At 67.1% G+C, this 23,258-nt stretch carries 23 protein-coding genes and 2 riboswitches; of the genes, 8 read left to right on the top strand and 15 right to left on the bottom strand.

Translation table 11 applies throughout. The annotated features are described in order from the left end of the window. The first annotated feature begins 34 nt into the window (after nucleotides 1-34). The gene (locus ACWGRX_RS05040) at nucleotides 35-481 is read left to right on the top strand and encodes a hypothetical protein (RefSeq protein ID WP_452116647.1); all 447 of its coding nucleotides are present in this window, start codon (nucleotides 35-37) and stop codon (nucleotides 479-481) included. Nucleotides 482-556: 75 nt separating this feature from the next. On the opposite strand, the gene ACWGRX_RS05035 is transcribed toward ACWGRX_RS05040, so the two are convergent. The 3 genes from ACWGRX_RS05035 to ACWGRX_RS05025 form a co-directional block, all read right to left on the bottom strand. After that, nucleotides 557-1,006, bottom strand: coding sequence for a GNAT family N-acetyltransferase (locus ACWGRX_RS05035; protein WP_291641244.1), 450 nt, complete (start codon nucleotides 1,004-1,006; stop codon nucleotides 557-559). A 220-nt stretch (nucleotides 1,007-1,226) separates the two neighbouring features. Continuing rightward, on the bottom strand, nucleotides 1,227-1,712 hold the full coding sequence (locus ACWGRX_RS05030; protein WP_452116646.1) for a peroxiredoxin: 486 nt from the start codon (nucleotides 1,710-1,712) through the stop codon (nucleotides 1,227-1,229). Between the two features lie 158 nt (nucleotides 1,713-1,870). After that, nucleotides 1,871-2,722 (bottom strand): protein-disulfide reductase DsbD domain-containing protein, encoded by an 852-nt coding sequence (locus ACWGRX_RS05025; RefSeq protein ID WP_452116645.1) that lies wholly within the window; start codon nucleotides 2,720-2,722, stop codon nucleotides 1,871-1,873. A 162-nt stretch (nucleotides 2,723-2,884) separates the two neighbouring features. Here ACWGRX_RS05025 and ACWGRX_RS05020 point away from each other — a divergent pair, with 162 nt between their 5' ends. Then, nucleotides 2,885-3,496, top strand: a complete 612-nt coding sequence (locus ACWGRX_RS05020) for a YqgE/AlgH family protein (protein WP_291641248.1) — start codon at nucleotides 2,885-2,887, stop codon at nucleotides 3,494-3,496. 158 nt (nucleotides 3,497-3,654) lie between these two features. On the opposite strand, the gene ACWGRX_RS05015 is transcribed toward ACWGRX_RS05020, so the two are convergent. The 12 genes from ACWGRX_RS05015 to coxB form a co-directional block, all read right to left on the bottom strand. Next, nucleotides 3,655-6,561 carry an EAL domain-containing protein gene (locus tag ACWGRX_RS05015; protein WP_452116644.1) on the bottom strand — a complete coding sequence of 969 codons (2,907 nt, stop codon included), beginning with the start codon at nucleotides 6,559-6,561 and terminating at the stop codon, nucleotides 3,655-3,657. 100 nt (nucleotides 6,562-6,661) lie between these two features. Beyond that, on the bottom strand, nucleotides 6,662-7,252 hold the full coding sequence (locus ACWGRX_RS05010; protein WP_291638344.1) for a GNAT family N-acetyltransferase: 591 nt from the start codon (nucleotides 7,250-7,252) through the stop codon (nucleotides 6,662-6,664). A gap of 5 nt (nucleotides 7,253-7,257) precedes the next feature. Next, a complete protein-coding gene (locus tag ACWGRX_RS05005) occupies nucleotides 7,258-8,604 on the bottom strand; it encodes a M16 family metallopeptidase (RefSeq protein ID WP_452116643.1) in 1,347 nt (448 codons plus the stop codon). Beyond that, nucleotides 8,601-10,016, bottom strand: coding sequence for a threonine synthase (thrC, locus tag ACWGRX_RS05000; RefSeq protein ID WP_452116642.1), 1,416 nt, complete (start codon nucleotides 10,014-10,016; stop codon nucleotides 8,601-8,603). The genes ACWGRX_RS05005 and thrC overlap by 4 nt, the downstream gene beginning before the upstream one ends. Nucleotides 10,017-10,098: 82 nt before the next feature. Next, a complete protein-coding gene (locus ACWGRX_RS04995) occupies nucleotides 10,099-10,866 on the bottom strand; it encodes an SURF1 family protein (protein ID WP_452116641.1) in 768 nt (255 codons plus the stop codon). Continuing rightward, nucleotides 10,863-11,237, bottom strand: coding sequence for a DUF983 domain-containing protein (locus tag ACWGRX_RS04990; protein WP_291638340.1), 375 nt, complete (start codon nucleotides 11,235-11,237; stop codon nucleotides 10,863-10,865). The genes ACWGRX_RS04995 and ACWGRX_RS04990 overlap by 4 nt, the downstream gene beginning before the upstream one ends. A gap of 72 nt (nucleotides 11,238-11,309) precedes the next feature. Next, nucleotides 11,310-12,167 (bottom strand): cytochrome c oxidase subunit 3, encoded by an 858-nt coding sequence (locus tag ACWGRX_RS04985; protein ID WP_291638339.1) that lies wholly within the window; start codon nucleotides 12,165-12,167, stop codon nucleotides 11,310-11,312. 48 nt (nucleotides 12,168-12,215) lie between these two features. Beyond that, complete coding sequence (locus ACWGRX_RS04980; RefSeq protein ID WP_452116640.1) at nucleotides 12,216-12,797, bottom strand: cytochrome c oxidase assembly protein; 582 nt, start codon at nucleotides 12,795-12,797, stop codon at nucleotides 12,216-12,218. 4 nt (nucleotides 12,798-12,801) lie between these two features. Then, nucleotides 12,802-12,993 (bottom strand): hypothetical protein, encoded by a 192-nt coding sequence (locus tag ACWGRX_RS04975; RefSeq protein ID WP_291638337.1) that lies wholly within the window; start codon nucleotides 12,991-12,993, stop codon nucleotides 12,802-12,804. Continuing rightward, a complete protein-coding gene (locus ACWGRX_RS04970) occupies nucleotides 12,990-13,946 on the bottom strand; it encodes a heme o synthase (protein WP_452116639.1) in 957 nt (318 codons plus the stop codon). Before ACWGRX_RS04970 ends, ACWGRX_RS04975 begins: the two co-directional genes overlap by 4 nt. A 154-nt stretch (nucleotides 13,947-14,100) precedes the next feature. Beyond that, a complete protein-coding gene (gene ctaD / locus ACWGRX_RS04965; protein WP_452116638.1) occupies nucleotides 14,101-15,735 on the bottom strand; it encodes a cytochrome c oxidase subunit I in 1,635 nt (544 codons plus the stop codon). A 53-nt stretch (nucleotides 15,736-15,788) separates the two neighbouring features. Then, a complete protein-coding gene (coxB, locus tag ACWGRX_RS04960; protein WP_452116637.1) occupies nucleotides 15,789-16,670 on the bottom strand; it encodes a cytochrome c oxidase subunit II in 882 nt (293 codons plus the stop codon). A 361-nt stretch (nucleotides 16,671-17,031) separates the two neighbouring features. Between coxB and ACWGRX_RS04955 the strand changes: the two genes are divergently transcribed. From ACWGRX_RS04955 to gcvPB, 6 genes are all read left to right on the top strand, one after another. Next, nucleotides 17,032-17,541 carry an invasion associated locus B family protein gene (locus tag ACWGRX_RS04955; RefSeq protein ID WP_365877702.1) on the top strand — a complete coding sequence of 170 codons (510 nt, stop codon included), beginning with the start codon at nucleotides 17,032-17,034 and terminating at the stop codon, nucleotides 17,539-17,541. Then, nucleotides 17,538-18,146: a hypothetical protein gene (locus ACWGRX_RS04950; protein WP_291638333.1), complete on the top strand. Its 609-nt coding sequence runs from the start codon at nucleotides 17,538-17,540 to the stop codon at nucleotides 18,144-18,146. Before ACWGRX_RS04955 ends, ACWGRX_RS04950 begins: the two co-directional genes overlap by 4 nt. 196 nt (nucleotides 18,147-18,342) lie before the next feature. Then, nucleotides 18,343-18,442: riboswitch (glycine riboswitch) on the top strand. Between the two features lie 4 nt (nucleotides 18,443-18,446). Continuing rightward, nucleotides 18,447-18,542: riboswitch (glycine riboswitch) on the top strand. 57 nt (nucleotides 18,543-18,599) lie between these two features. Further along, the gene (gcvT, locus tag ACWGRX_RS04945) at nucleotides 18,600-19,763 is read left to right on the top strand and encodes a glycine cleavage system aminomethyltransferase GcvT (RefSeq protein ID WP_291638332.1); all 1,164 of its coding nucleotides are present in this window, start codon (nucleotides 18,600-18,602) and stop codon (nucleotides 19,761-19,763) included. Between the two features lie 28 nt (nucleotides 19,764-19,791). Then, entirely contained in the window at nucleotides 19,792-20,166 is a 375-nt protein-coding gene (gcvH, locus tag ACWGRX_RS04940) for a glycine cleavage system protein GcvH (RefSeq protein ID WP_452116636.1), read from the top strand. Between the two features lie 143 nt (nucleotides 20,167-20,309). Then, complete coding sequence (gcvPA, locus tag ACWGRX_RS04935; RefSeq protein ID WP_452116635.1) at nucleotides 20,310-21,650, top strand: aminomethyl-transferring glycine dehydrogenase subunit GcvPA; 1,341 nt, start codon at nucleotides 20,310-20,312, stop codon at nucleotides 21,648-21,650. Continuing rightward, nucleotides 21,650-23,224 (top strand): aminomethyl-transferring glycine dehydrogenase subunit GcvPB, encoded by a 1,575-nt coding sequence (gene gcvPB / locus ACWGRX_RS04930; RefSeq protein WP_452116634.1) that lies wholly within the window; start codon nucleotides 21,650-21,652, stop codon nucleotides 23,222-23,224. Before gcvPA ends, gcvPB begins: the two co-directional genes overlap by 1 nt. Nucleotides 23,225-23,258 lie beyond the last annotated feature (34 nt).

Below are 23,258 nucleotides of genomic sequence, written 5' to 3'. Positions count from 1 at the left end.
TGACAACATAATGTCATTTACAGGTGATGATGTCATGATCAAAGCCGTTCATCCCGTCGCAGGCGTGGTCGCGCTGCTCACGATCGCGAGCTTCTGGCTCTCGACGGCGCTGGCCGAGCTGTTCGCTTCCGAAGCAACCGTGGTCGCGATCAAGAGCACGATCCCATGGGGTTTCCTGCTCCTCGTGCCGATGCTGGCTGCGGCCGGTGGAACGGGTTTCGCATTGGCAAAAGGCCGGCGCACCGGGCTGGTCGGAGCCAAGGCCAGGCGCATGCCGATCATCGCGGCGAACGGCATCCTGGTCCTCATTCCGGCGGCGCTGTTCCTTGCGGACAAGGCTGGTCATGCCGAGTTCGACAGCGTCTTCTATGGCGTTCAGGCGCTGGAACTGGTTGCCGGTGCGGTCAATATCACGCTGCTCGGGCTGAACATGCGCGATGGTCTGAAGATGAGGGGCCGGCTGAGACGCCGCCCCGCCTGATCGTCGTGCTTCCCTTCAGGAAGAACTGCGCCGGGCCGATCGCGGAGCCATCGGCCGGAACGCCCAGCGCCCGGCTCAGCCCAGCGGCTGCCGGTAGACGACGAAGCCCGATTTCTGCGCGACCTTGTCGTAGAGTTCCTGCGCCTGCAGGTTGCTCTCATGCGTCTGCCAGTAGACGCGGAAACAGCCCTTGTCCTCGGCCATCTGCCTGACAGCCTCGATCAGCTTGCGACCGACGCCGCCGCCGCGCGCCTCCTCGCTGGTGAACAGGTCCTGCAGATAGCAGATTTCCTTCGGGCTCCAGGTGGTGCGGTGCAGCACATAATTGACGATGCCGACCGCCCGGCCGTCGCGTTCGGCGATGAAGCCGCCCATCGGCTCGGCTCCTCCGGTCAGGCGAGCGAAGGTGGTGTCTGATGTCTCCGGGGCGAGCGAAGCCTTGTAGAAGGTCAGGTAGCCCTGCCAGAGCGGCTCCCAGGCGGTGCGGTCGCCTGCTGCGAGCGGGCGGATGGTGATCTCGGACAAGGGCTCCTCCATGAATGGGCGGGAGGCTAGCGCGAGCCGGGCGCGTCTGTCTCATGACAAGCGCAGATCGGACCGATCGGATTCCCTGCTGAAATATCGCAGGCGTCATGCTCGGGCTTGATCCGGGCATCCCAGGCTGGAGAAGGCGCCAGCAGGCGCCTTCTCGTCACGAGGTTCTCGGATCGACGCTACGCGTCGCCCGAGCAATGATGGCCTCGCCTCAGAGCTGGGCGAGCAGGGTCTCGGCGCCGGAGGCTTCGGCCTTGCCGGGGGCGTCCTCGACATTGAGCGCCGTGACCACGCCGTCCTCGACGACCATCGAATAGCGCTGCGAACGCGTGCCGAGGCCGAAGCCCGAGCCGTCCATCGACAGGCCGATCGCCTTGGCGAAATCGGCGTTGCCGTCGGAGAGGAAGCCGATCACGCCGGTGCCGCCGGTGGCCTTCGACCAGGCGTCCATCACGAAGACGTCGTTGACGCCGGTGACGAAGATTTCCTCGATGCCCTTGGCCTTGATCTCGTCGGCCTTGGCGAGGAAGCCGGGCAGATGGTTCTTGTGGCAGGTCGGCGTGAAGGCGCCGGGCACGGCGAACAGCACGACCTTGCGGCCCTTGAACAGCTCTTCTGTCGTCTTCGCGGCCGGGCCTTCGGCCGTCATCACCCGAAACGTCGCCTGCGGAAGCTTGTCACCGACCTTGATCGCCATCGTGCCGTTCTCCATCCTCGCGCTCTCCGTTCGGCCGGGCATGGCCGAACGACCAGAATTCGCGCTAGCTCACTATTGGTGGAGCATGTCCGCATCACGAAAGTGGCGCCCACTCTCGCGGAACATGCTCGCGGCCGATGGCCGCCCCGCTGGCAGGGTTACGGCTTGCCGGCGCCGATGTCGAGTTCCAGCCGCGTCTCGACGGCGGCCGGCTTGCCGCTCAGCGTCACGATGAAGGGGGTGAGGCCGCTGGCGCCCTTCGGGCGGTCGACGATCTTGAGTTTCGCAGCGATGCTGCCGTCGGGCAGGGGCGTGAACTGCGGTCGGCCGAAGGACCATTGTCCGGCCCCCTCGACGAAGACGTCCTCGATCACGCCGCCTTCCGGTGCCTTGAGGATGAGCTTGAGCGCAGGCTCGCTTTCCTTCTCCCCGCGCGTGACTTCGAGGATCGAGAGGCGGTCGCGTGCGGGTCCGAGCTTGACCGGCTGCGGAATGCGCGCCTCGAATTCCTCGAGCCTCGGCGACGTCACCGAGGTGACGCCGGGTTCGAGCCAGAGCCGCGCCTCGCCTTTGGCGGGCACGCAGATCTTGTCGCAGACGGCATAGTCGAGCTTCAGCGCCACGGTCACCGGCCGTGTCGGGTCGATCGGCTGGACCGAAACCGGCACGACGATCTCGCTGACATAGCCAATGCCGGAGCCGTTCGCTTCCTCGAAACGTTCGGGGGCCGGCCAGCGCACGTCGAGACCGCCGACATTCGCCGAGCCGCTCCAGTCGAAGACCGGCGGAACGCCGGAGTCGCCGGGGCTGCGCCAATAGGTCTTGTAGCCGGGCATCATCACGATCTCGACGCCGACACGCTGCTTGCCCGAAGCGGCGGTCGCGCCGGCGATCAGGCGCATCGAGGAATGGGTGCTTTTCGACCAGGGCGAGACAGCCGCCTCCTGCGCCCAGGCCGCGGTGCCGAGCGTCAGAAGGGGCAGGGTGAGGGCGGCAAGGCGTTTCACCACGGCAGATTTAGGCGATCCCGAAGAGAATGGCGAGAAACACGCGGTCGCGACCTCAAACATTTGCGTTACGATCCTCGCAGGCGAATGCGGCACAACCGGGTCGCGACGATTTGGTTGCGCGACCCCGTTCCCACCCGGCTCGCAAAGGCTTAGCATGGCGCCATGAAGATCGGTTCAAACCAGCGCGTCAGCGGTCGCAGCTATCTCGACGGGCAGTGCCTGATCGCGATGCCGGGCATGAACGATGCGCGCTTCGCCCGCACCGTCGTCTATCTCTGTGCTCATTCCGAGGACGGGGCGATGGGCATCATCGTCAACAAGCGGGCTGCCGATACGCGTTTCCCCGAACTGCTGGTCCAGCTCGACGTGATTCCGCCCGACCAGGCGATCCTCTTGCCGAGCCAGGTCGAGCGCGTTCAGGTGCTGCGCGGCGGCCCGGTCGAGACCAAGCGCGGATTCGTGCTGCACAGCGCCGACTTCTTCCTGGAATCGGCGACCTTGCCGATCGATGACGGCATCTGCCTCACCGCGACGCTCGACATCCTGCGCGCCATGGCGCTCGGCAGCGGCCCGGAAAACGCGGTGCTGGCGCTCGGCTATGCCGGCTGGGGCGCCGGCCAGCTCGAGGCCGAGATCCAGTCCAATGGCTGGTTGCATTGCGAGGCCGATTTCGACCTGCTCTTCGACGACGGGCTCGACACCAAATACGAGCGGGCGCTGAGTAAGCTCGGCATCGATCCGGCCTTCCTCTCGAACCAGGCTGGCCACGCCTGAGAGGGCGCCTTCACATTTCACGTCATTCCGGCTGAAGCGAAGCGGAACGCCGGAATCCATCGCAGAACGCGCCGCCTACCGATGGATTCCGGAGCGGCGCCGCTCCGCAGCTTGTCCGTAATGACGGTGCAGGCGGACGGCAGGTGGCGCGGTACCGATCAGGCCGCTTCCGTCGAGGCGCTTGAGGCGCCTACCAGCCGCCGCGCTTCCGCCGCCGTCATCGGCTGCCCGAAAGTGTAGCCCTGCGCGTACTGGCAGCCGAGTTGGTAGAGCTCGATCGCATCCGACTCGGTCTCGGCGCCTTCCGCCACGACGTCCATGCGCAGATCGGCGGCGAGCTGGACGATCGAGCGCAGGATCACCGGCGGGCGGCCATTGCCCATCTGGCGCACGAAGCTCTGGTCGATCTTGATCGTGTCGAAGGGGAAGCGCTGCAGATAGGACAGCGAGGAATAGCCGGTGCCGAAATCGTCGAGCGAGAGGCCGGCGCCGAGATCGCGGATGCGCGACAGCATCTGCGCCGCATATTCCGGGTTCTCCATCACCAGGCTCTCGGTGATCTCGAGCTTCAGCGTGCCCGGCAGCACGCGCCGGCGGGCCAGCACCGATTTGACGTCGCGCAGCAGATCGTGGCGCAGCAGCTGGCGGCTGGAGACGTTGACGCTGGCGAAGATCGGCGGCTCGACTTCGAGCGCCGCCTGCCAGGCGGCGAGTTCGCGCGCGGTGCGGTCCATCACATAGACGCCGAGATCGACGATCAGGCCGGTTTCCTCGGCGATGGAGAGGAAGTCCTGCGGCAGCAGGCGGCCCTCGCGCGGATGGTCCCAGCGCATCAGCGCCTCGAAGCCGGCGATGGTCCGGTCCTCCAGCCGCACGATCGGCTGGTACATCACCTGGATCTCGCCGCGCTCGATGGCCCGGCGCAGATCGCTTTCCAGCGCCAGCCGGTCGTTGCGGTCGTTGCGCATCGCCGGCACGAAGACCTCGACGAGATTGCCGCCCTGGTTCTTGGCATGGGCCATGGCGAGCTCGGCGTTCTTCAGCGCGTCGTCCTTGCGGGCGGTCGGTGTGCCGTCGAACAGCGCGAGCCCGATCGAGGGCGTCAGCACGATCTCGCGCTCGGCGAAGGTGACGGGCGTCGAGACGGCGCGGCGCACCAGCTCGGCAAGGGCGAGGATGCGCTCGGGCTCGCGCTCGGAGACGAGGATCATCGCGAAGATGTCGCCGCCGATGCGCGCCAGCGTGTCCTGTGCCCGCAGCAGCCGGCCGAGGCGACGCGCCAGCGTCAGCAGGATCGAATCGCCGGCCGAGAAGCCGACGGATTCGTTGACCTGCTTGAAGCGGTCGATGTCGATGACGATGACGGTCGGTCGGATACTCTCATCGGCGCGGCAGAAGCCGAACACGGCGGCGAGCCGGTCCTGGAAGAGCTCGCGATTGGGCAGTCCGGTCAGGTTGTCGTGCACGGCGTCGTGCAGCATGCGATCCTGCGCTGTGCGCTGCTCGGTGACGTCGGCGAGCGTGCCGATGACACGGATGACCTCGCCATCGGAGCCGATCACCGGCCGCGCCTTCAGGCTGAACCAGTGATAGGCGCCATTGCCGGCGCGCAGACGGAAGTCGAGCTGGAGCTTGCCGCGACGCTGCTCGAGCACGGCGTCGAGAGTGACGCGGTAGCGGTCGCGGTCGGCGACATGCATGTATTCGAGCCAGCGCGCGGCCGAGCCCTCGAGCGCCCCCTTGGGCAGGCCGAGCAGGATCTCGGTCTGCGGCGAGACGAAGATCTTGTCGGCGCTCACGTCCCAGTCGAAGACGAGATCGCCGGAGCCCGAGAGTGCGAGCGCCCGTCGCTCAGTGTCGGAAACCAGGCCCTGGGCCAAGGCGCCGCCGGCGAAGGCGTGCTGCACCACGGTGAAGCCGATCAGCAATACGATCAGCACGAGCCCGCCGATCAGCGCCGGCGGCACGAGGTCGCGCACCAGCTGGCCGGTCACGGTGAACCCGGCGGCCGTGACCCAGACCGCGAGCAGGAACCAGGTCGGGATCAGCATCACCGCCCGCTCATAGCCATGGGTGGCAAGGTGCAGGATCAGCACGAAGCCGACTGCCGCGACCGCCGCGATCGAGATGCGTGCGACGCCGGAAGCCATTGGCGCATCGACCACGGCGAGGCCGACGAGACAGGCCAGGCCGAGCATCCAGACCAGCGTGATGTGACTGTAGCGCACATGCCAGCGCGACAGGTTGAGATAGGCGAACAGGAAGACCAGCAATGTCGCCGCCAGCACCACCTCGGCGCCGGCGCGATATATTCGCTCGATTGCCGGCGTCAGCGGGAAGATGCGCTGGAAGAAACCGAAATCGAGCCCGGCATAGGCGAGGACCGCCCAGGCCAGCGCTGCTGCCGCCGGGAAGATCACCGCGCCCTTGACCACGAAGATGATGGTCAGGAACAGCGCGAGCAGGCCGGCGATGCCGATGATGATGCCCTTGTACAGCGTCAGCCCGTTGGTCTTCTGGCGATAGGCCTCCGGCTCGTAGAGATAGAGCTGCGGCAGGTTCGGCGATTTCAGCTCGGCGACGAAGGTCACGGTGGTGCCGGGGTCGAGCGTGATCTGAAAGACGTCGGCGTCCGGTGAATCCTCGCGCTCCGGCCGCAGACCTTGACTGGCCGTGATCGCCTCGATGCGGCGGTCGCCGAGATCGGGCCAGATCACGCCGGAGCCGATCAGCCGGTGGAAGGGGGCGACCAGCAGCCGGTCGATCTGCTCGTCGGAATCATTGGTCAGCGCGAAGACGATCCAGTCCGGGCGCGCTCCGGATTCGCGTGCCCGGACCGCGATGCGCCGGACGATGCCGTCCGGCCCAGGCGCGGTCGAGATCTGGATGACGTCGCCATCGGATTTGTTGCGCTCGACGACGTCGGTGAGGTCGAGCACGGGCACGTCGACCGGCACGCGCTGCGCCTCGATCGCCAGCGCCGGGCGCAGCGCCGAGAACAGGGTCAGCACCAGGAGGCCAGAAATGGCGATGCCGAGCCGGAGGAAACGGTGCGTCGATGACAAGGTGGGCTCGGTCTTTCGGGCGGGTCTGAATGTTTAAAATTTGTCGGGTCAGTCGTATCGGCCGGGCGTGGCGAGGGCAAGGCGGCCTTCCCACTCTTCCTCACCCCTTGCGGAGGTCGGCGGCGAGCATCCCATAGAGCAGGTGGTCGGCCCAGACGCCGTTGATCCGCAGATAGCCGCGCGCCTCGCCTTCGGGCTGGAAGCCGACACGCTCGAGCAGCCGGCGCGACGGTGTATTGTGCGGCAGGCAGGCCGCCTCGACCCGGTGCAGCGCGAGTTCCGAGAAGGCGAAGGCGAGCGCGCCGCGGACCGCCTCCGTCATATGGCCCTTGCCCGCATGCCGCTCGCCCATCCAGTAACCGAGCGTGCAGGCCTGCGCGACGCCGCGTCTGACCAGGCCGAGCGTCAGCCCACCGAGCAGCGTTTCCGTGCGAGCATCGAGGACGAACAGGCAATAGGCCTCGTCGGAGGCGACTTCGCGGGCGGCCCGCTTCACCCGCAGCCGGAAGGCGTTGCGGGTGAGGTCGTCCTCGCTCCAGACCGGCTCCCACGGCGTCAGGAAATCGCGGCTCTCCCGCCGTAACGCCGCCCAGGCGGCGAAGTCATTGGCGTGCGGAGGGCGCAATACGAGATTTTGTGTCCGGATCAGCGGCCGCGTCGGCGGGTCGGTCGCGAAACGGAACAGGGCCATGGCAGTCAGGCCGGGCGTGCGAGCGCGGCGCGCAGGGCTTCCGCCGGCGCCAGATCGTCGAGCGGGCCGATGGCGGCGACGGTGGCGTGGCCCTCGAGCAGGCTGCGGCCGGCGGCGCGCACATCATCGAGGCTGACCGCATCGAGCCGGCGCGCCAGCTCCTCGCGCGGGATGGCGCGGCCGAAGACCAGCACCTGCCGCGCCATCTGCTCGAGCTTGCCGCCGGGGCTCTCGAGCGAGGCCAGCAGGCCGACCTTCATCTGCGCCCGCGCCCGCGCCATTTCGACTTCGCTGACATCCTGCACGGCCTGTCGGAGGCAGTCGAAGGCGACATCGACGAGCTCGCCGACATCCTCAGGCGCCGTGCCGGCGCTGATGCCGAAAACGCCGCAATCGGAGAAGGGCCAGTGGAAGGAGTCGACCGCATAAGCGAGGCCGCGCCGCTCGCGCACCTCCTGGAAGAGCCGCGACGACAGGCCGCCGCCGAGCACGGCAGAGAAAATCTGAAGCGGATAGTGCGCGCCATCCTCGAACGGCTTGCCGGGGAAGCCGAGCACGACATGAACCTGCTCCTCGTCGCCGTCGATGCGGGCTTCGCCGCCACGATAGATTGCGAGGTCGCGTGCCGGCGGCGGGACTGACGGTCGCAGAGGTAGCGGGGCCAGGGCCTTTTCGGCAAGGGCGACCAGCTCCGCATGGTCGACGGCGCCGGCCGCGGCCAGCACCATGTTGCCGGCATGGTAATTCCGCGAGAGATAGGCGCGGATCGCTTCTGGGGTGAAGCTGTTCACGGTCTGCGCTGTGCCGAGGATCGGTCGGCCGAGCGGCTGGTCGGGGAAGGCCGCCTGCAGGAAACGGTCGTAGACGAGATCGTCCGGCGTATCCTGGACGGCGCCGATCTCCTGCAGGATGACGCCCTTCTCGCGCGCCAGCTCTTCCTCGGTCAGGGCCGGGGCGGTCAGGATATCGGCGAGGATGTCGACGGCCAGCGCCAGGTCCTGGCCGAGGACGCGCGCCGTGTAGCAGGTGTACTCGACGGATGTCGCCGCATTGAGGTCGCCGCCGACGCTCTCGATCTCCTCGGCGATCTGCCGGGCCGAGCGTCGTGCCGTGCCCTTGAACGCCATGTGCTCGAGCAGATGGGCGAGGCCGTGCTCATGCGGCAGCTCGTCGCGCGAGCCGGCGCCGATCCAGATGCCGAGCGACACCGTCGCGGCATGCGCCATGTGTTCGGAGACGATACGCAGTCCGGAGGGCAGGGTCGTCAGGCTGACCGCGAGATCGTGCGCGAGCGCTTGTTCCTCGCGCTTGGCGGGCTTGGGCTTGCCGGCCCTGGCGTTGAGTTTGCTCATGCGGCGGCACTCCGCACGGCCCGTGCCCGCTCGGCGATGAAGCGTTCCAGCTTGCCCTGGTCGTTGGGCAGCAGGCTCGAGCGTTCCTTGCGCTCCATCAGGTCGGCGAGATGGGCCGGCAGTGCTGGCCGCACGCCGCAGGCCGCCTCGACGGCGGCGGGGAACTTGGCCGGGTGGGCGGTGCCGAGCGCGACCACCGGCGTCGCCGGGTCGGCCTTCAGCGCTGCGCGTGCGGCGCGCACGCCGATCGCGCTGTGCGGGTCGAGCAGATAGCCGGCATCGCGCCAGGTCGCGCCGATCTCGGCCGCGACGGCCGCCTCGTCGACCGCGATGGCGTCGAAATCGGCGCGGATGCGGGCGAGCGGGGCAGCTGCGATCTCGAAGCGCCCGGATTGCTGGAGGGACTGCATCAGCCGGCGCACGGCGGCGCTGTCCCGGTCATGCGCCTCGAACAGCAGCCGCTCGAAATTCGAGGAGATCTGGATGTCCATCGAGGGCGAGGTCGTGGCGGCGACGCCACGCATCTCGTAGACGCCGGTTTCGAGCGTGCGCGCCAGGATGTCGTTGCTGTTGGTGCCGATCGCCAGCCGCCCGATCGGCAGGCCCATGCGCTTGGCGATCCAGCCGGCGAGGATGTCGCCGAAATTACCGGTCGGCACTGCGAAGGAGACCGGCCGGTGCGGGCTGCCGAGCGCGCTCGCCGCCGTGAAATAGTAGACCACCTGCGCGGCTATCCGGGCCCAGTTGATCGAGTTGACGCCGGAGAGGCGCAGCTCGTCGCGGAAACGGTGATGGTTGAACAGCGCCTTCACCAGGTTCTGGCAGTCGTCGAAGGTGCCCTCGACCGCGATGGCGTGGACGTTTCCGGCCTCGACAGTGGTCATCTGCCGGCGCTGCACGTCCGAGACGCGGCCCTCGGGGTAGAGAATGAAGATGTCGACCCGTTCCAGCCCCTTGAAGGCGTCGATCGCGGCGCCGCCGGTGTCGCCGGAGGTGGCGCCGACAATGGTAGCGCGCTCGCCGCGCTGGGCGAGGACATGGTCCATTAGCCGCCCGAGCAACTGCATCGCCACGTCCTTGAAGGCGAGGGTCGGGCCATGGAAGAGCTCGAGCGAGAACAGGTTGTCGCCGAGCTGGACCAGCGGGCAGACGGCCGGGTGCCGGAAGCTGGCATAGGCCTCGCCGATCATCGTCTTCAGCGCGCCGCCCTCGATGTCGCCATCGGCGAGCGCACCGACGATCTGCTCGGCTACCGCCGCATAGGGTTTGCCGGCGAGGCCGGCAATCTCGGTCGTCGCGAGCTGCGGCAGGGCTTGCGGCAGGTACAGGCCACCATCGCGGGCGAGCCCGGCGAGCAGCGCGTCGGCGAAGGAGAGCGAGGGCGCATCGCCCCGGGTAGAGATATGCAGCACGGCGGTTCCGTTTCGAGTTTGTCCTGATCCTATAGGCCCGTTGGCGGGGGAGGGCAAAACCAAAGGACAGGTCCGGCTGGGTTCACGCGTCGGTGCGCATCCGCCTCGCCTGGAGGGCATAGGCGCCGAACACGCCGATCAGGGTCAGCGCCAGCCCGAACCAGGTGAGCGCATATTGCAGGTGGTTGTCGGGTATGCGGGCAATCAGCTCCCTGACGTCGACGCCGGCGGGCGGGGTCATGCCGTCTCCGCTGCGTTCCGCCTCGAGATAGAACGGTGCGCCCGGTAGGCCGAGCGAGGCGGCGATCGCCTCGGGATCGCGGGTGTAGAACTCGCGCTTGCCGGGCAGATCCGCGGGTGTGAAGCTGTTGCGGGCCTCCGGTGCGCGCAGGAAGCCGGAGACGGTCGCAGGGCCGCTGGCCGGCTTCATGGCGCCGTAGAGCGCCTCGGGCACGAAACCGCGATTGACCAGGATGGTCGCTCCGTCCTCGAGGCGAAAACCCTGGAACACCCAGCGGCCGAAACCGGAGAGCTGGCGCGTGCCCGGCGGGCCGGCTGCGATGGTGGTGCGCACGCCGGCGATGCCGTCTTCCAGATAGGTACCCCTGGCCTCGACGCGTTGCAGGTCGAGCTGCGCCGGGTCGAGGCTCGCCCACTTGCTTGAGGGCGGCAGGGCGGAGGCAGGGCCCTTCGCCTGGGTCTCGAGCCGTTCGATGAAGCCGTGCTTCTCGGTCATGCGCTGGAGCTGCCAGGTGCCGAGCGTGCAGAGCACCCCGACACCGATGACGGTCAGCAAGGCCGGCAGGAGGAGTTTCGGGCGGGCTGGAGTGGAAGGGGGCGTGGCGTTCACTTCCTTATCCTGCCTTCCTGTGCCCGGTTCACATATTGCAGTGCGACCGCCAGCCCCTTCATCGGCCGCAGCAGGCCGAGACAGGTGATGAGCGCCAGTGGCAGCCAGAGCGTGAGATGCAGCCAGATCGGCGGCTCGTAGGCGATCTCGACATAGAGCGCGAGGCCGAGCACGAAGAAGCCGGCGACCAGCATGATGAATACGGCCGGCCCGTCGGCTGAATCGGCGAAGGCGTAATCGAGGCCGCAGGCGGCGCAGCGCGGGCGCAGCTTCAGATAGCCGTCGAAGAGCTTGCCTTCGCCGCAGCGCGGGCAACGGCCGCCGAGGCCGGTCGAATAGGGCGAGGGCAGGCTGGCTGGCGGCGTTGTCATGCGCTTCTCCTCAAATGCAAAGGGGCGGCCTGGCGGCCGCCCCTCGATTCTGCGACCGCGATCGGTCCCGCTTCAGTGGGCGGCCGGTGCGCCGGCGCCCCAGACATAGATCGCGGCGAACAGGAACAGCCAGACCACGTCGACGAAGTGCCAGTACCAGGCGGCGAACTCGAAGCCGAGATGCTGGTTCGGCTTGAAGTGGCCGAGATAGACCCGGTAGAGGCAGATCGCCAGGAAGATCGTGCCGATCAGCACATGGAAGCCGTGGAAGCCGGTCGCCATGTAGAAGGTCGCGCCATAGATGTGGCCGCTGAACGCGAAGGTGGCGTGCGAGTACTCATAGGCCTGGACGATCGTGAACATGCCGCCGAGGATCAGGGTCAGCCACAGCGCCTGCTTCAGCCCGGCGCGGTCATTCTTGATCAACGCATAATGCGCCCAGGTCACGGTGGTGCCCGAGGTCAAGAGGATCAGCGTGTTGAGCAGCGGCAGATGCCAGGGATCGAAGGTCTCGATGCCCTTCGGCGGCCAGTGGCCGCCGGTGAACTCGGCGCGGGCGTATTGGATGGTCTCGCCGGTGAACAGGCTGGCGTCGAAGAAGGCCCAGAACCAGGCGACGAAGAACATCACCTCGGAGGCGATGAACATCAGCATGCCGTAGCGGTGATGGATCTGGACGACGCGGGTATGGTGGCCCTCATGCTCGGCCTCGCGGACCACATCCATCCACCAGGCGAGCATGGTGTAGAGCACGCCCAGAACACCGGCGCCGAAGACCAGCGGGCCGAGCTGCATGCCGGCGACCGGCATGTGCTTCATCCACATCACGGCGCCGATCGCCATGATCGTGGCGGAGGTGGCGCCGACCAGCGGCCACGGGCTCGGATCGACGAGGTGGTAGTCGTGGTTCTTGGTATGGGCCTCGGCCATCGTGGTCGTCTCCGCGTCCGATAGAAGTGCAGCGCGCTGGCTTGCTGCTTATAGGCTTGATTTGGCTGCGTCACCCTTGCTTTCCGCGACCGGTTGTCCGGATTTCGACGGGAAGTAGGTGTACGACAGGGTGATTGATTTCAGGCTCGCGAGCTCGCGGTTCCCCTCGATTTCAGGGTCGATGTAGAACACGACCGGCGCCTCGATGCTCTCGCCGGGCTGCAGCGTGTTCTCCGTGAAGCAGAAGCACTGGATCTTGACGAAATGCGCCGCAGCCTGGGAAGGCTGGACATTATAGGTCGCGATCCCGGTGACGGGCCGCGAGGAGGTGTTGGTGATCTTGTAGAACACCGTCTGCGTCTCGCCGATGCGGGCAGTGATCTCGGTCCGCTCGGCCTCGAAGCGCCAGCCCAGAGCCGGCGAGACATTGGCGTCGAAGCGCACCGCGATCGTGCGGTCGATGACGCGGCTGGCGCCGGTCGTGCCGACCAGGGGCGTGCCGCCGAAGCCCGTCGCTCGGCAGAACATGTCGTAGAGCGGCACGGCGGCGAAGGACAGCCCGGTCATGCCGAGCGCGACGGTGCTGCAGATCAGCACGATGCGGCGATTCTTGGTGGATGCGGCGGTCATCGCGTCACAGTGGACGGTTGAGGATCGCCGGCCCGGTCTTGGCCAGCGTCACCACGAAGAAGAACAGGACCAGACCCGCCAGGACCAGGGCGAGCGCGATCGAGCGGCGCCTGCGCCGGGCCATGTCCTCCGGCGAGAAGGCAGCCGGCGGTGCGGGCTGGGGCGGTGCGTCCTGGCGCTGCGGGTTCTCGCTCATCCCAGCACCTTGGGCAGGGCCCACATCAGGCCGAGTCCGTTCTCGGCGAGAATGACGGCGAAGAGCAGGAAGAGATAGAGGATCGAGAAGCCGAAGAGCTGGTAGGCCGCCTTATAGGCCGCCTCGCCCTCGGTGACCTTCAGCACGCGCAGCGACAGCGCGATCATCATCAGTCCAGTCACGACCGAGACCAGGAGATAGATCGCACCACCAAAGCCCATCAGCGCCGGCAGCACGGCGACCGGGGCCAGCACGAAGGTGTAGGCGACGATCTGGCGCCGCGTCGCGGCCGGGCCGGCGACATTGGGCAGCATCGGGATGCCGGCGCGGGCATAATCGCCGGACTTGACCAGCGCCAGGGCCCAGAAATGCGGCGGCGTCCACAGGAAGATGATCGCGAAGAGCACGATCGAGGTCAGGCCGAAATCGCCGGTCACCACGGCTTCGCCGATCATCGGCGGGAAGGCGCCGGCAGCACCGCCGATAACGATGTTCTGCGGCGTCGCCCGCTTCAGCCACATCGAATAGACGACGGCGTAGAAGAAGATCGTGAAGGCGAGCATCGCCGCCGAGAGCAGGTTGGCGACGAGGCCGAGCACCAGCACCGAGCCGATCGACAGCACGAGGCCGAAGGCGAGCGCTTCCTTGGCCTGGATCCGCCCGGCCGGAATCGGTCGCTGCGCGGTGCGCGTCATCACCGCGTCGATATCGGCGTCCCACCACATGTTGAGTGCGCCGGAAGCGCCGGCCCCGACCGAGATCGCGAGCAGGGCGGCAAAGCCGATGACCGGGTTGATCGCGCCGGGAGCGGCCACCATGCCGCCGAGCGCGGTCACGATGACGAGGAACATCACGCGCGGCTTCAGCAGCGCGAAATAGTCGCCGGCCTCCCCGGTGGAGGTCGGAACGGCGCCGTCACGGTGCGGGGCGATCTGATCGAACGCAGCAGACATCGGTACTTGGTCTTCGTCTCGTCTCAAAGGGCCCGAAGCGGGCCGTGATTTGCAAGGAACTCCGGTGGCTGGGCGCCGCCCGCCTCCGGAAAGCCCGCTTCCAGGCTCTCGGGAGATGGGCGGCGGCGGGGCTGGCCCCGCCGCCGCTTCATTCTCAGTGGTCGGAGCCGGCGATGCGCGGCAGGGTCTCGAACTGGTGGAACGGAGGCGGCGAGGACAGGGTCCACTCCAGCGTCGTTGCACCTTCGCCCCACGGATTGTCGCCGGCCAGTTCCTTCCTGGTGAAGGCGACGATCACACCGTAGATCCAGACCAGCAGGCCGGCGGCGAAGATGTAGGAGCCGATCGACGACCAGAAATGCCAGCCGGCGAAGGCGTCGGGATAGTCGACATAATGGCGCGGCATGCCGGCGATCCCGAGGAAGTGCTGCGGGAAGAACAGCAGGTTCGCACCGATGAAGGCGATCCAGAAGTGCAGCCGGCCGATCCAGTCGGGGATCACATAGCCGCTCATCTTCGGGAACCAGTAGTAGAAGCCCGCGAAGATGCCGAACACGGCGCCGAGGGACAGCACGTAGTGGAAGTGCGCGACGACGTAGTAGGTGGCGTGCAGCGAGCGATCGAGGCCGGCATTGGCCAGCACGACGCCGGTGACGCCGCCGACCGTGAACAGGAAGATGAAGCCGATCGCCCAGATCATCGGGGCGGTGAAGCGGATCGATCCGCCCCACATCGTCGCGATCCAGGAGAAGATCTTCACGCCCGTCGGCACCGCGATGACCATCGTCGCGAAGACGAAGTAGCGCTGCGTGTTGAGCGACAGGCCGACCGTGTACATGTGGTGGGCCCAGACGATGAAGCCGACGACGCCGATCGCGACCATGGCGTAGGCCATGCCGAGATAGCCGAAGATCGGCTTCTTCGAGAAGGTGGAGATGATGTGGCTGATGATGCCGAAGGCCGGCAGGATCATGATGTAGACTTCGGGATGGCCGAAGAACCAGAACAGGTGCTGGTAGAGCACCGGGTCGCCGCCGCCGGCCGGGTCATAGAACGTCGTGCCGAAATTGCGGTCGGTCAGCAGCATGGTGATCGCGCCGGCGAGGACCGGGAGCGACAGCAGCAGCAGGAAGGCGGTGACCAGCACGCCCCAGGCGAACAGCGGCATCTTGTGCATGGTCATGCCGGGCGCGCGCATGTTCAGGATCGTGGTGATGAAGTTGATCGCGCCGAGGATCGAGGCCGCGCCGGCGAGGTGGAGCGCCAGGATCGCGAAGTCGACGGCGGGGCCCGGATGGCCGGCCGAGGAGAAGGGCGGATAGACCGTCCAGCCCGTGCCGGGGCCGTGGGCACCGGGGGCGCCTTCGGTGAACAGCGAGATCAGCAGCAGCACCAGGCCGGAGACGGTGAGCCAGAACGAGATGTTGTTCATCCGCGGGAAGGCCATGTCCGGCGCGCCGATCATCAGCGGCACGAACCAGTTGCCGAAGCCGCCGATGACCGCGGGCATGACCATGAAGAAGATCATGATCAGGCCGTGGCCCGTGACGAAGACGTTGTAGCTCTGGCCGTTGGCGAAGATCTGCAGCCCCGGCTCCTGCAACTCGATGCGCATCATGATCGACAGGAAGCCGCCGATCAGGCCCGCGATCACCGAGAAGATCAGGTAGAGCGTGCCGATGTCCTTGTGGTTGGTCGAGAGCAGCCAGCGCCGCCATCCGGTCGGATGGGCGTGTGCGTGGGCGTCGTCGTGCCCGTAACCCTGGGCGTGGGGAGCCGAGGTGGCCATGAGGTTCGTCTCCTCCTGCGAAGTCGGTTCGCGTGAGTTCAAGTCAATCGGGTTCAACGGGTCGCTTCAGCGACCTTGCCGGCGGCATCGGCCGCATTGGCGAATTTCTGCTTCGATTCCGCGAGCCACGCGGCATAGCGCTCGGCGCTGACGACCCGGAAGGCGATCGGCATATAGGCGTGGTTCTGCCCGCAGATGAACGAGCACTGGCCGTAGAAGATGCCTTCGCGATCGGCCCGGAACCAGGTTTCGTTGAGGCGGCCCGGAATGGCGTCGATCTTCACGCCGAAAGCGGGAACCGTGAACTTGTGGATGACGTCGGCGGCGGTGACCTGCACGCGCACGATCTTGCCGACCGGAACCACCGCCTCGTTGTCGACGGCGAGCAGGCGCGGAGCCTCGGCCTCGGCGATCTTCTTCGAGCTGATCGCCTCGGCGCGCTGCTTCTCGTCGAGCATCAGCGAATCGAAGCCGAAGGCGCCGCCTTCCTGCGGGTACTCATAGGACCAGTACCACTGCTTGCCGGTCACCTTCACGGTGATGTCGGCCTTCGGCACTTCGAGCTGCAGCTTGAGCAGGCGGAAGGAGGGAATCGCGACGACGACCAGGATCAGGACGGGGATGATCGTCCAGGCGACCTCGAGCAGGGCGTGGTGCGTGGTCTTCGCCGGCACCGGGTTGCGGCGCTCGTTGAAGCGGTAGGCGACATAGATGATGAGCGCCAGGACGAAGACCGAAATGGCGACGATCAGGATGTTAATCCAGTCGTGGAACCAGTGGATGAAGGTCGCGACCTCGGTCGCGGCAGGCTGCAGATTCATCTGCCAGGGCTGCGGCATGCCGTTCTGGGCCGATGCGGCGGCCGGGAAGAACGCGATCAACGTCGCGGCGGCAGCCGCGGCGGCGTCCCTGAGGGTCGAGGTCACAAATCGCATCGGTCCGACATAGCTCCTGTGATGCCGCGCCGGCCCCCGGTTCCGCCTGGGTCGGCTTGCACGCGTCCAGCCAGCCCTCGCAGGCTGACTTTCGTTCTTCGGCATTGCGATAAATCAAAGATCACGCTTGCGCCAGTGGGGCAATGATAGGCTGGCGCAAGGGCCGTGCGGCATAAGCACGCGAGGCGGTGCGGCATGAGCCGCACCTGGCCGATGGTTGCCCATGCGGCAGGTCGGCCGCGGGCATGCTTCGTCTTGACAGAAAAGGGGCCACATGGTCCCAACGCAGGTCTCGACTGGAGAGAACTCCCGGCCCCCGCCGCCGCTCGCGCGCGGCGCCCGACAGAGAGGAATGACAGGGATGCGCCATCTTTTTGGCCCCGCCGCAGCAGCCCTGGCGGTCGCCGGCTGGCTCTGCGCCGCGGCGCAGCCGGCCCAGGCGCAGGGCGCGGTGCGCTCCACGCATGGCGATTGGCAGATGCGTTGCGAGGTGCCCCCCGGCGCCAAGACCGAGCAATGCGCGCTGGTTCAGAACGTCGCCGCCGAGGACAGGCCGAATCTGACCTTGCTGGCGATCGTGCTCAAGACGGCCGATCAGAAGAGCCGTCTGCTGCGCGTCGTGGCGCCGCTCGGCGTGCTGCTGCCCTCCGGCCTCGGCCTCAAGATCGATGACAAGGATATCGGCCGCGCCGGCTTCGTGCGGTGCCTGACTACCGGCTGCGTCGCCGAGGTGGTGATGGACGATACGCTGCTCGGCCAGCTCAAGGGCGGCAAGAGCGCGACATTCATCGTGTTCCAGACGCCGGAGGAAGGGGTCGGCATTCCGGTTTCGCTGAATGGATTCGGCCCCGGCGTGGAGGCCTTGCCGTGATTGATATGCTTACCGGCCGCAAGGCCTGGCTCATTATGCCTGTGCTCGCCGGCGCGCTCGCCGGTTGCGGCTCGTCGAGTTCCACCGGCGGGCCGAGCGCCATGCAGAAATTCGGCAACATCATCGTTTTCCAGTCGACGACGCCGCCGCCCGTCGACCAGTTGCCCAAGGATCCCGAGGAAGAGCTGATCTGCCCGAGCGTGATCATCGCCGAAGGCGGGGCGGCGATCCGGGCCCAGTCGGGACCAGACAGCGGAAGCCTGCGCCATCAGATCTCGATCCAGACGGTCGCTCGCGAATGCAAGGCCACCGGGCCGGGTGGCGGCTTCACCCTCAAGGTCGGGGTCGAGGGGCGTGTGCTGGCCGGGCCGGCCGGCGGTTCGGGCAGCCACAGCGCCACCTTGACGACGCAGGTGATCCGCAATGGCCAGGTCCTGGCGCGGCGTGCCTCGCGTGTCGGTGCGACGCTCTCGTCCAGCCAGACCGGCGCCGACTTCACGCATGTCGAGGACAATATCGTCGTGCCGGCGGGCTCCGGCGAAACTGAGATCGTCGTTTCACTCGGCACGGGCGGGGCCGATCCCGCGCGTCGCCGTCGGCGCTAGATCGCCGCGCGTCCGGCTGGGCGCGAAATCGCGATTCTCTTAGTTTTCAAGCATCGGGCCGGAGGTGGAAAGCCACTTCCGGCCCGATTCGTTGGTGGTCGTCGCAGCGCGTCCGAAGCCAGCCGTGGACAGGGCGGCATCGGAGCGCCGGCTCGATTGACTTAAGACCGCTCTCAGCTATTGCTGCTCCTGCCGCATCATCCCCGCGGGAGAGACCGGGAACGGAGCAGTCCGTTTCCGGCGCCGAAGGCGCAACCGCCCCGGAAACGCTCAGGCAAACGGACCGCGTGGGAATTGGCGCTCTGGAAAGCGGCGAGCCGTAAAGGCTCGCCCACCGACGGGGGTAACCTTCCGGCCCGAGGCCGGTGGGGAAATCTCTCAGGTCCCGAGACAGAGGGGGCGCGCTCCGGACGATTCCGTTCGGGGCTCGCGCTCGATTCTGGAAGGGACGCCATGGCTGCCGAAGCCCGAGAGGCCGACGGAAACTCCGCAAGCGCCGAGGCGCTGCTCAAGACGCCGCTCCATGCCCGCCATGTCACGCTCGGTGCCCGGATGGTGCCTTTCGCGGGCTACGACATGCCGGTGCAGTATCCCAGCGGCATCCTGACCGAGCATGTCTGGACGCGCGAGAATGCCGGGCTGTTCGACGTCTCGCATATGGGCCAGGCCTTCCTGATCGGGCCCGATCACGAGACCACTGCGCGCGCTCTCGAGGCGCTGGTCCCCGCCGATATCGTCAATCTCCAGCCCGGCAAGCAGCGCTATACGCAGCTCCTGAACGAGGATGGCGGCATCATCGACGATCTGATGGTGACGCGCTCGGCCGATCCCGACGAAGACGGCGCGCTGCTTCTCGTCGTCAACGCCGCCTGCAAGCTCACCGATTATCCTCATATCGAAGCCCGCCTGCCGGCCAATGTGAAGCTGGTCCGGGCCGAGCATCGCGGTCTGATCGCGCTGCAGGGGCCGAAGGCGCAGGAGGCGCTGGCGGCGCTCAACCCTGAAGTCGCCGAGATGGGCTTCATGACGATGCGCACGCTCAAGCTCGGCGGCGTCAAGGCGAACGTCACCCGCTGCGGCTATACCGGCGAGGACGGCTACGAGATTTCTGCTGCCGCCGAGCGGATCGGCGAGATCTGGGATGCGCTTCTGCTGGATGGCCGGGTCAAGCCGGTCGGTCTCGGGGCCCGCGATTCCCTGCGGCTCGAGGCTGGCTTGTGCCTCTATGGCCATGACATCGACACAGCGACCTCGCCGGTCGAGGCCGGGCTGAACTGGTCGATCCAGAAGCGCCGGCGCGAGGAGGGGGGCTTCCCGGGGGCGGCCCGCATCCAGCGCGAATTTGCCGAGGGCACGGCGCGCGTCCGTGTCGGCCTGCTGCCGGAAGGGCGTGCCCCGGCCCGCGAGGGCGCCGAGATCGCGCTCGCCGACGGCACCATCGTCGGCAAGGTCACCTCGGGCGGTTTCGGCCCGACCCTGAACGGCCCCTGTGCCATGGGCTATGTCGCCAGGGAGCATGCGGCTCCCGGTACGAAGCTCGACCTGATCGTGCGCGGCAAGCCGCTGCCGGCGACGATCGCCGCCATGCCTTTCGTTCCCAACAACTACAAGCGCTGAGCTTCACCCTATTTCGCCGGAGGAAACCATGGCCGAGACCCGCTACACCAAGGACCACGAATACATCCGCATCGAGGGCGATACCGGCACGGTCGGCATCTCTGATTTCGCCCAGGGCCAGCTCGGCGACGTCGTCTTCGTCGAGCTGCCGGCGGTCGGCAAGGCGCTGGCGAAGGGCGCCGAGGCGGCGGTCGTCGAAAGCGTCAAGGCGGCGTCGGAGGTCTATGCCCCGGTGTCCGGTGAGATCGTCGCCGTCAACGGCGAGCTCGAGGCCGCTCCCGGCACCGTCAACGAGGACCCGGCCGGCAAAGGCTGGTTCGTCAAGATCAAGCTCAAGGATCCGGCCGAACTCGAAGGCCTGCTCAGCGAGGCCGAGTACCAGGACTACGTCAAGACGCTCTGACCCTCTGTTGTTCGTCATTCCGGACAAGCCGCGAAACGGCGCAGCTCCGGAATCCATCGAAGCGCGTCGCACTCTACGATGGATTCCGGCACTCCGCTTCGCTCCGGCCGGAATGACGGCGCTCTGGAACTGAAAGAACCTCCATGCGCTATCTGCCCCTGACCGATACCGACCGTGAGGACATGCTGGCGCGCATCGGCGTGCCCGATGTCGATGCGCTCTTCTCCGATGTGCCGAACGGCAAGCTGCTCAAGGACCCGCTCGACCTGCCGCGCGCCAAGGGCGAGCTCGAGGTCGAGCGCATCCTCGGCAAGATGTCGGCCAGGAACACGGCGGCCGGCGCAGTGCCGTTCTTCGTCGGGGCAGGGGCCTACAAGCATCATGTTCCCGCGACGGTGGACCATCTGATCCAGCGCTCGGAATTCCTGACCAGCTACACGCCCTACCAGCCCGAGATCGCCCAGGGCACGCTGCAATATCTCTTCGAGTTCCAGACCCAGATCGCGGCGCTGACCGGCATGGAGGTCGCCAACGCCTCGATGTATGACGGCTCGACCGGCACGGCCGAGGCCGTGCTGATGGCGCATCGCGTCACCAGGCGGCGCAAGGCGGTGCTCTCCGGCGGCCTGCACCCGCACTACACTCAGGTCGTCGAGACCCTCTCCGAAATGGCCAATGACGAGGTCGTTGCGCTCAAGGCCGACGTCCGCGCCACCGAGGACCTTCTCAGTCAGATCGACGACAGCGTCTCCTGCGTCGTCGTGCAGTCGCCCGACGTCTTCGGCAATCTGCGTGACCTCAGGCCGATCGCCGAGAAGGCGCATGCCCATGGCGCGCTGCTGATCGCGGTCTTCACCGAGGTCGTCTCGCTCGGCGCGGTGGTGCCGCCAGGCGCCCAGGATGCCGACATCGTCGTCGGCGAGGGCCAGTCGATCGGCAACGCCCTGAATTTCGGCGGCCCCTATGTCGGCCTCTTCGCCGCCAAGTCGAAATACATCCGCCAGATGCCGGGCCGGCTTTGCGGCGAGACCGTCGACGCCGATGGCCGCCGCGGCTTCGTGCTCACGCTCTCGACCCGCGAGCAGCATATCCGCCGTGACAAGGCGACCTCGAACATCTGCACCAATTCCGGCCTCTGCGTGCTGGCCTTCACCATCCACATGACGCTGCTGGGCCAGGCCGGCCTCTCCCGCCTCGCCGAGGTCAACCACGCCAATGCTGTGAAGCTCGCCGACGCGCTTTCCGGCGTGAAGGGCGCTGAGGTGCTGAACGAGAGCTTCTTCAACGAGTTCACCGTGAAGCTCGCCAAGCCGGCCGCCGAGGTGGTCGAGGCGATGGCTGCGAAGGGCGTGCTCGCCGGCGTGCCGGTCTCGCGCCTGCTGCCCGGCGCCGGGCTCGACGATCTCCTGATCGTCGCCAATACGGAAGTGAATACGGATGAGGACCGGGCGGCCTTCGTGGCGGCGCTCGCGGAGGTGCTGTGATGCTGAACCGTCAGGGACGCCCGACTGCCGCCGGCGAGGCCGAGAGCCGCAGCCATGAGACCTTCACCGGCAACCGCGCGCTGCAGCAGATCGAGCCGCTGATCTTCGAGATCGGCCATCGCGAATCGACCGGCGTCGACATCGAGAAGCCGGCGCCGTTCAAGAGCCGTCTCGGCAAGCACACCCGTCAGGGCGAGATCGGCCTGCCCGGTCTCTCGGAGCCCGAGGCGATGCGCCATTATGTGCGCCTCAGCCAGAAGAATTACGGCATCGACACCGGGCTCTTCCCGCTCGGTTCCTGCACGATGAAGCACAATGCCCGCCTCAACGAGAAGGTGGCGCGTCTGCCAGGTTTCTCGGACGTGCATCCGCTGCAGCCGACTTCGACCGTGCCCGGCGCGCTCGAGCTGATGCTTGAGCTCGCCCGCTATCTGATGACGCTGACAGGTATGCCGGCGGTGGCGCTCTCGCCCAAGGCCGGCGCCCATGGCGAAGCCTGCGGCATGATGGCGATCAAGGCCGCGATCGCCGCCAAGGGCGAGGGCGCGACCCGCAATGTCGTGCTCGTGCCGGAATCGGCGCATGGCACCAATCCGGCGACGGCGGCCCTGATCGGCTTCTCGGTCAAGGCGGTCCCGGCCCGTCCCGACGGCACGGTCGCGGTCGAGGACGTCAAGGCGCTGCTCGGGCCCGAGGTCGCGGCGATCATGCTGACCAACCCGAACACCTGCGGCATCTTCGAGCCTGAGATCGTCGAGATCGCCGCGGCGATGCACGAGGCAGGCGCCTATTTCTACTGCGACGGCGCCAATTTCAACGCGATCGTCGGCAAGGCGCGGCCGGGCGATCTCGGCGTCGACGCCATGCACATCAACCTGCACAAGACCTTCTCGACCCCGCATGGCGGTGGCGGCCCGGGCGCCGGCCCGGTCGTGCTGTCGGAGCGGCTGGCGCCTTTCGCGCCTGTGCCCTTCATCCATGTCGAGGGCGGCAAGTCGCGTCTCGTCGAGCACAAGGGCGATGCCCCCGAGGGCAACGATCCGTTCGGACGGATGACCGCCTTCCACGGCCAGATGGGCATGTATGTCCGGGCGCTCGCCTATATGCTGAGCCATGGCGCCGACGGCATGAAGCAGGCCTCGGAAGATGCGGTGCTGAACGCCAACTATATCCGCGCCAGCCTGTCCGACCTGATGTCGCTGCCCTTCCCGGACCACCCCTCGATGCATGAGGTGCTGTTCGACGATGAGTGGCTGAAGGGCTCCGGCGTCTCGACGCTCGATTTCGCCAAGGCGATGATCGACGAGGGCTACCATCCGATGACGGTCTATTTCCCGCTCGTCGTCCACGGCGCCATGCTGATCGAGCCGACCGAGTCGGAGTCGAAGGCGGCGCTCGATCTCTTCGTCGCGACCCTGCGCGATCTCGCCATCGCGACCAAGGGCAACGACAAGAGCCGCTTCACCGCCGCCCCGCATCACGCCCCGATCCGTCGTCTCGACGAGACCAGAGCCGCGCGCCAGCCGGTGCTGAAATGGGAAAAGCCCGCGCCTGTGAAGGAAGCGGCGGAATAGATTTCGCTGGCGGCGGGAGCAAAGAGCGCCCGCC

The organism is Allobosea sp. NPDC055594 (genome assembly GCF_053618995.1).
This window is presented reverse-complemented; position numbering and strand designations above follow the sequence as displayed.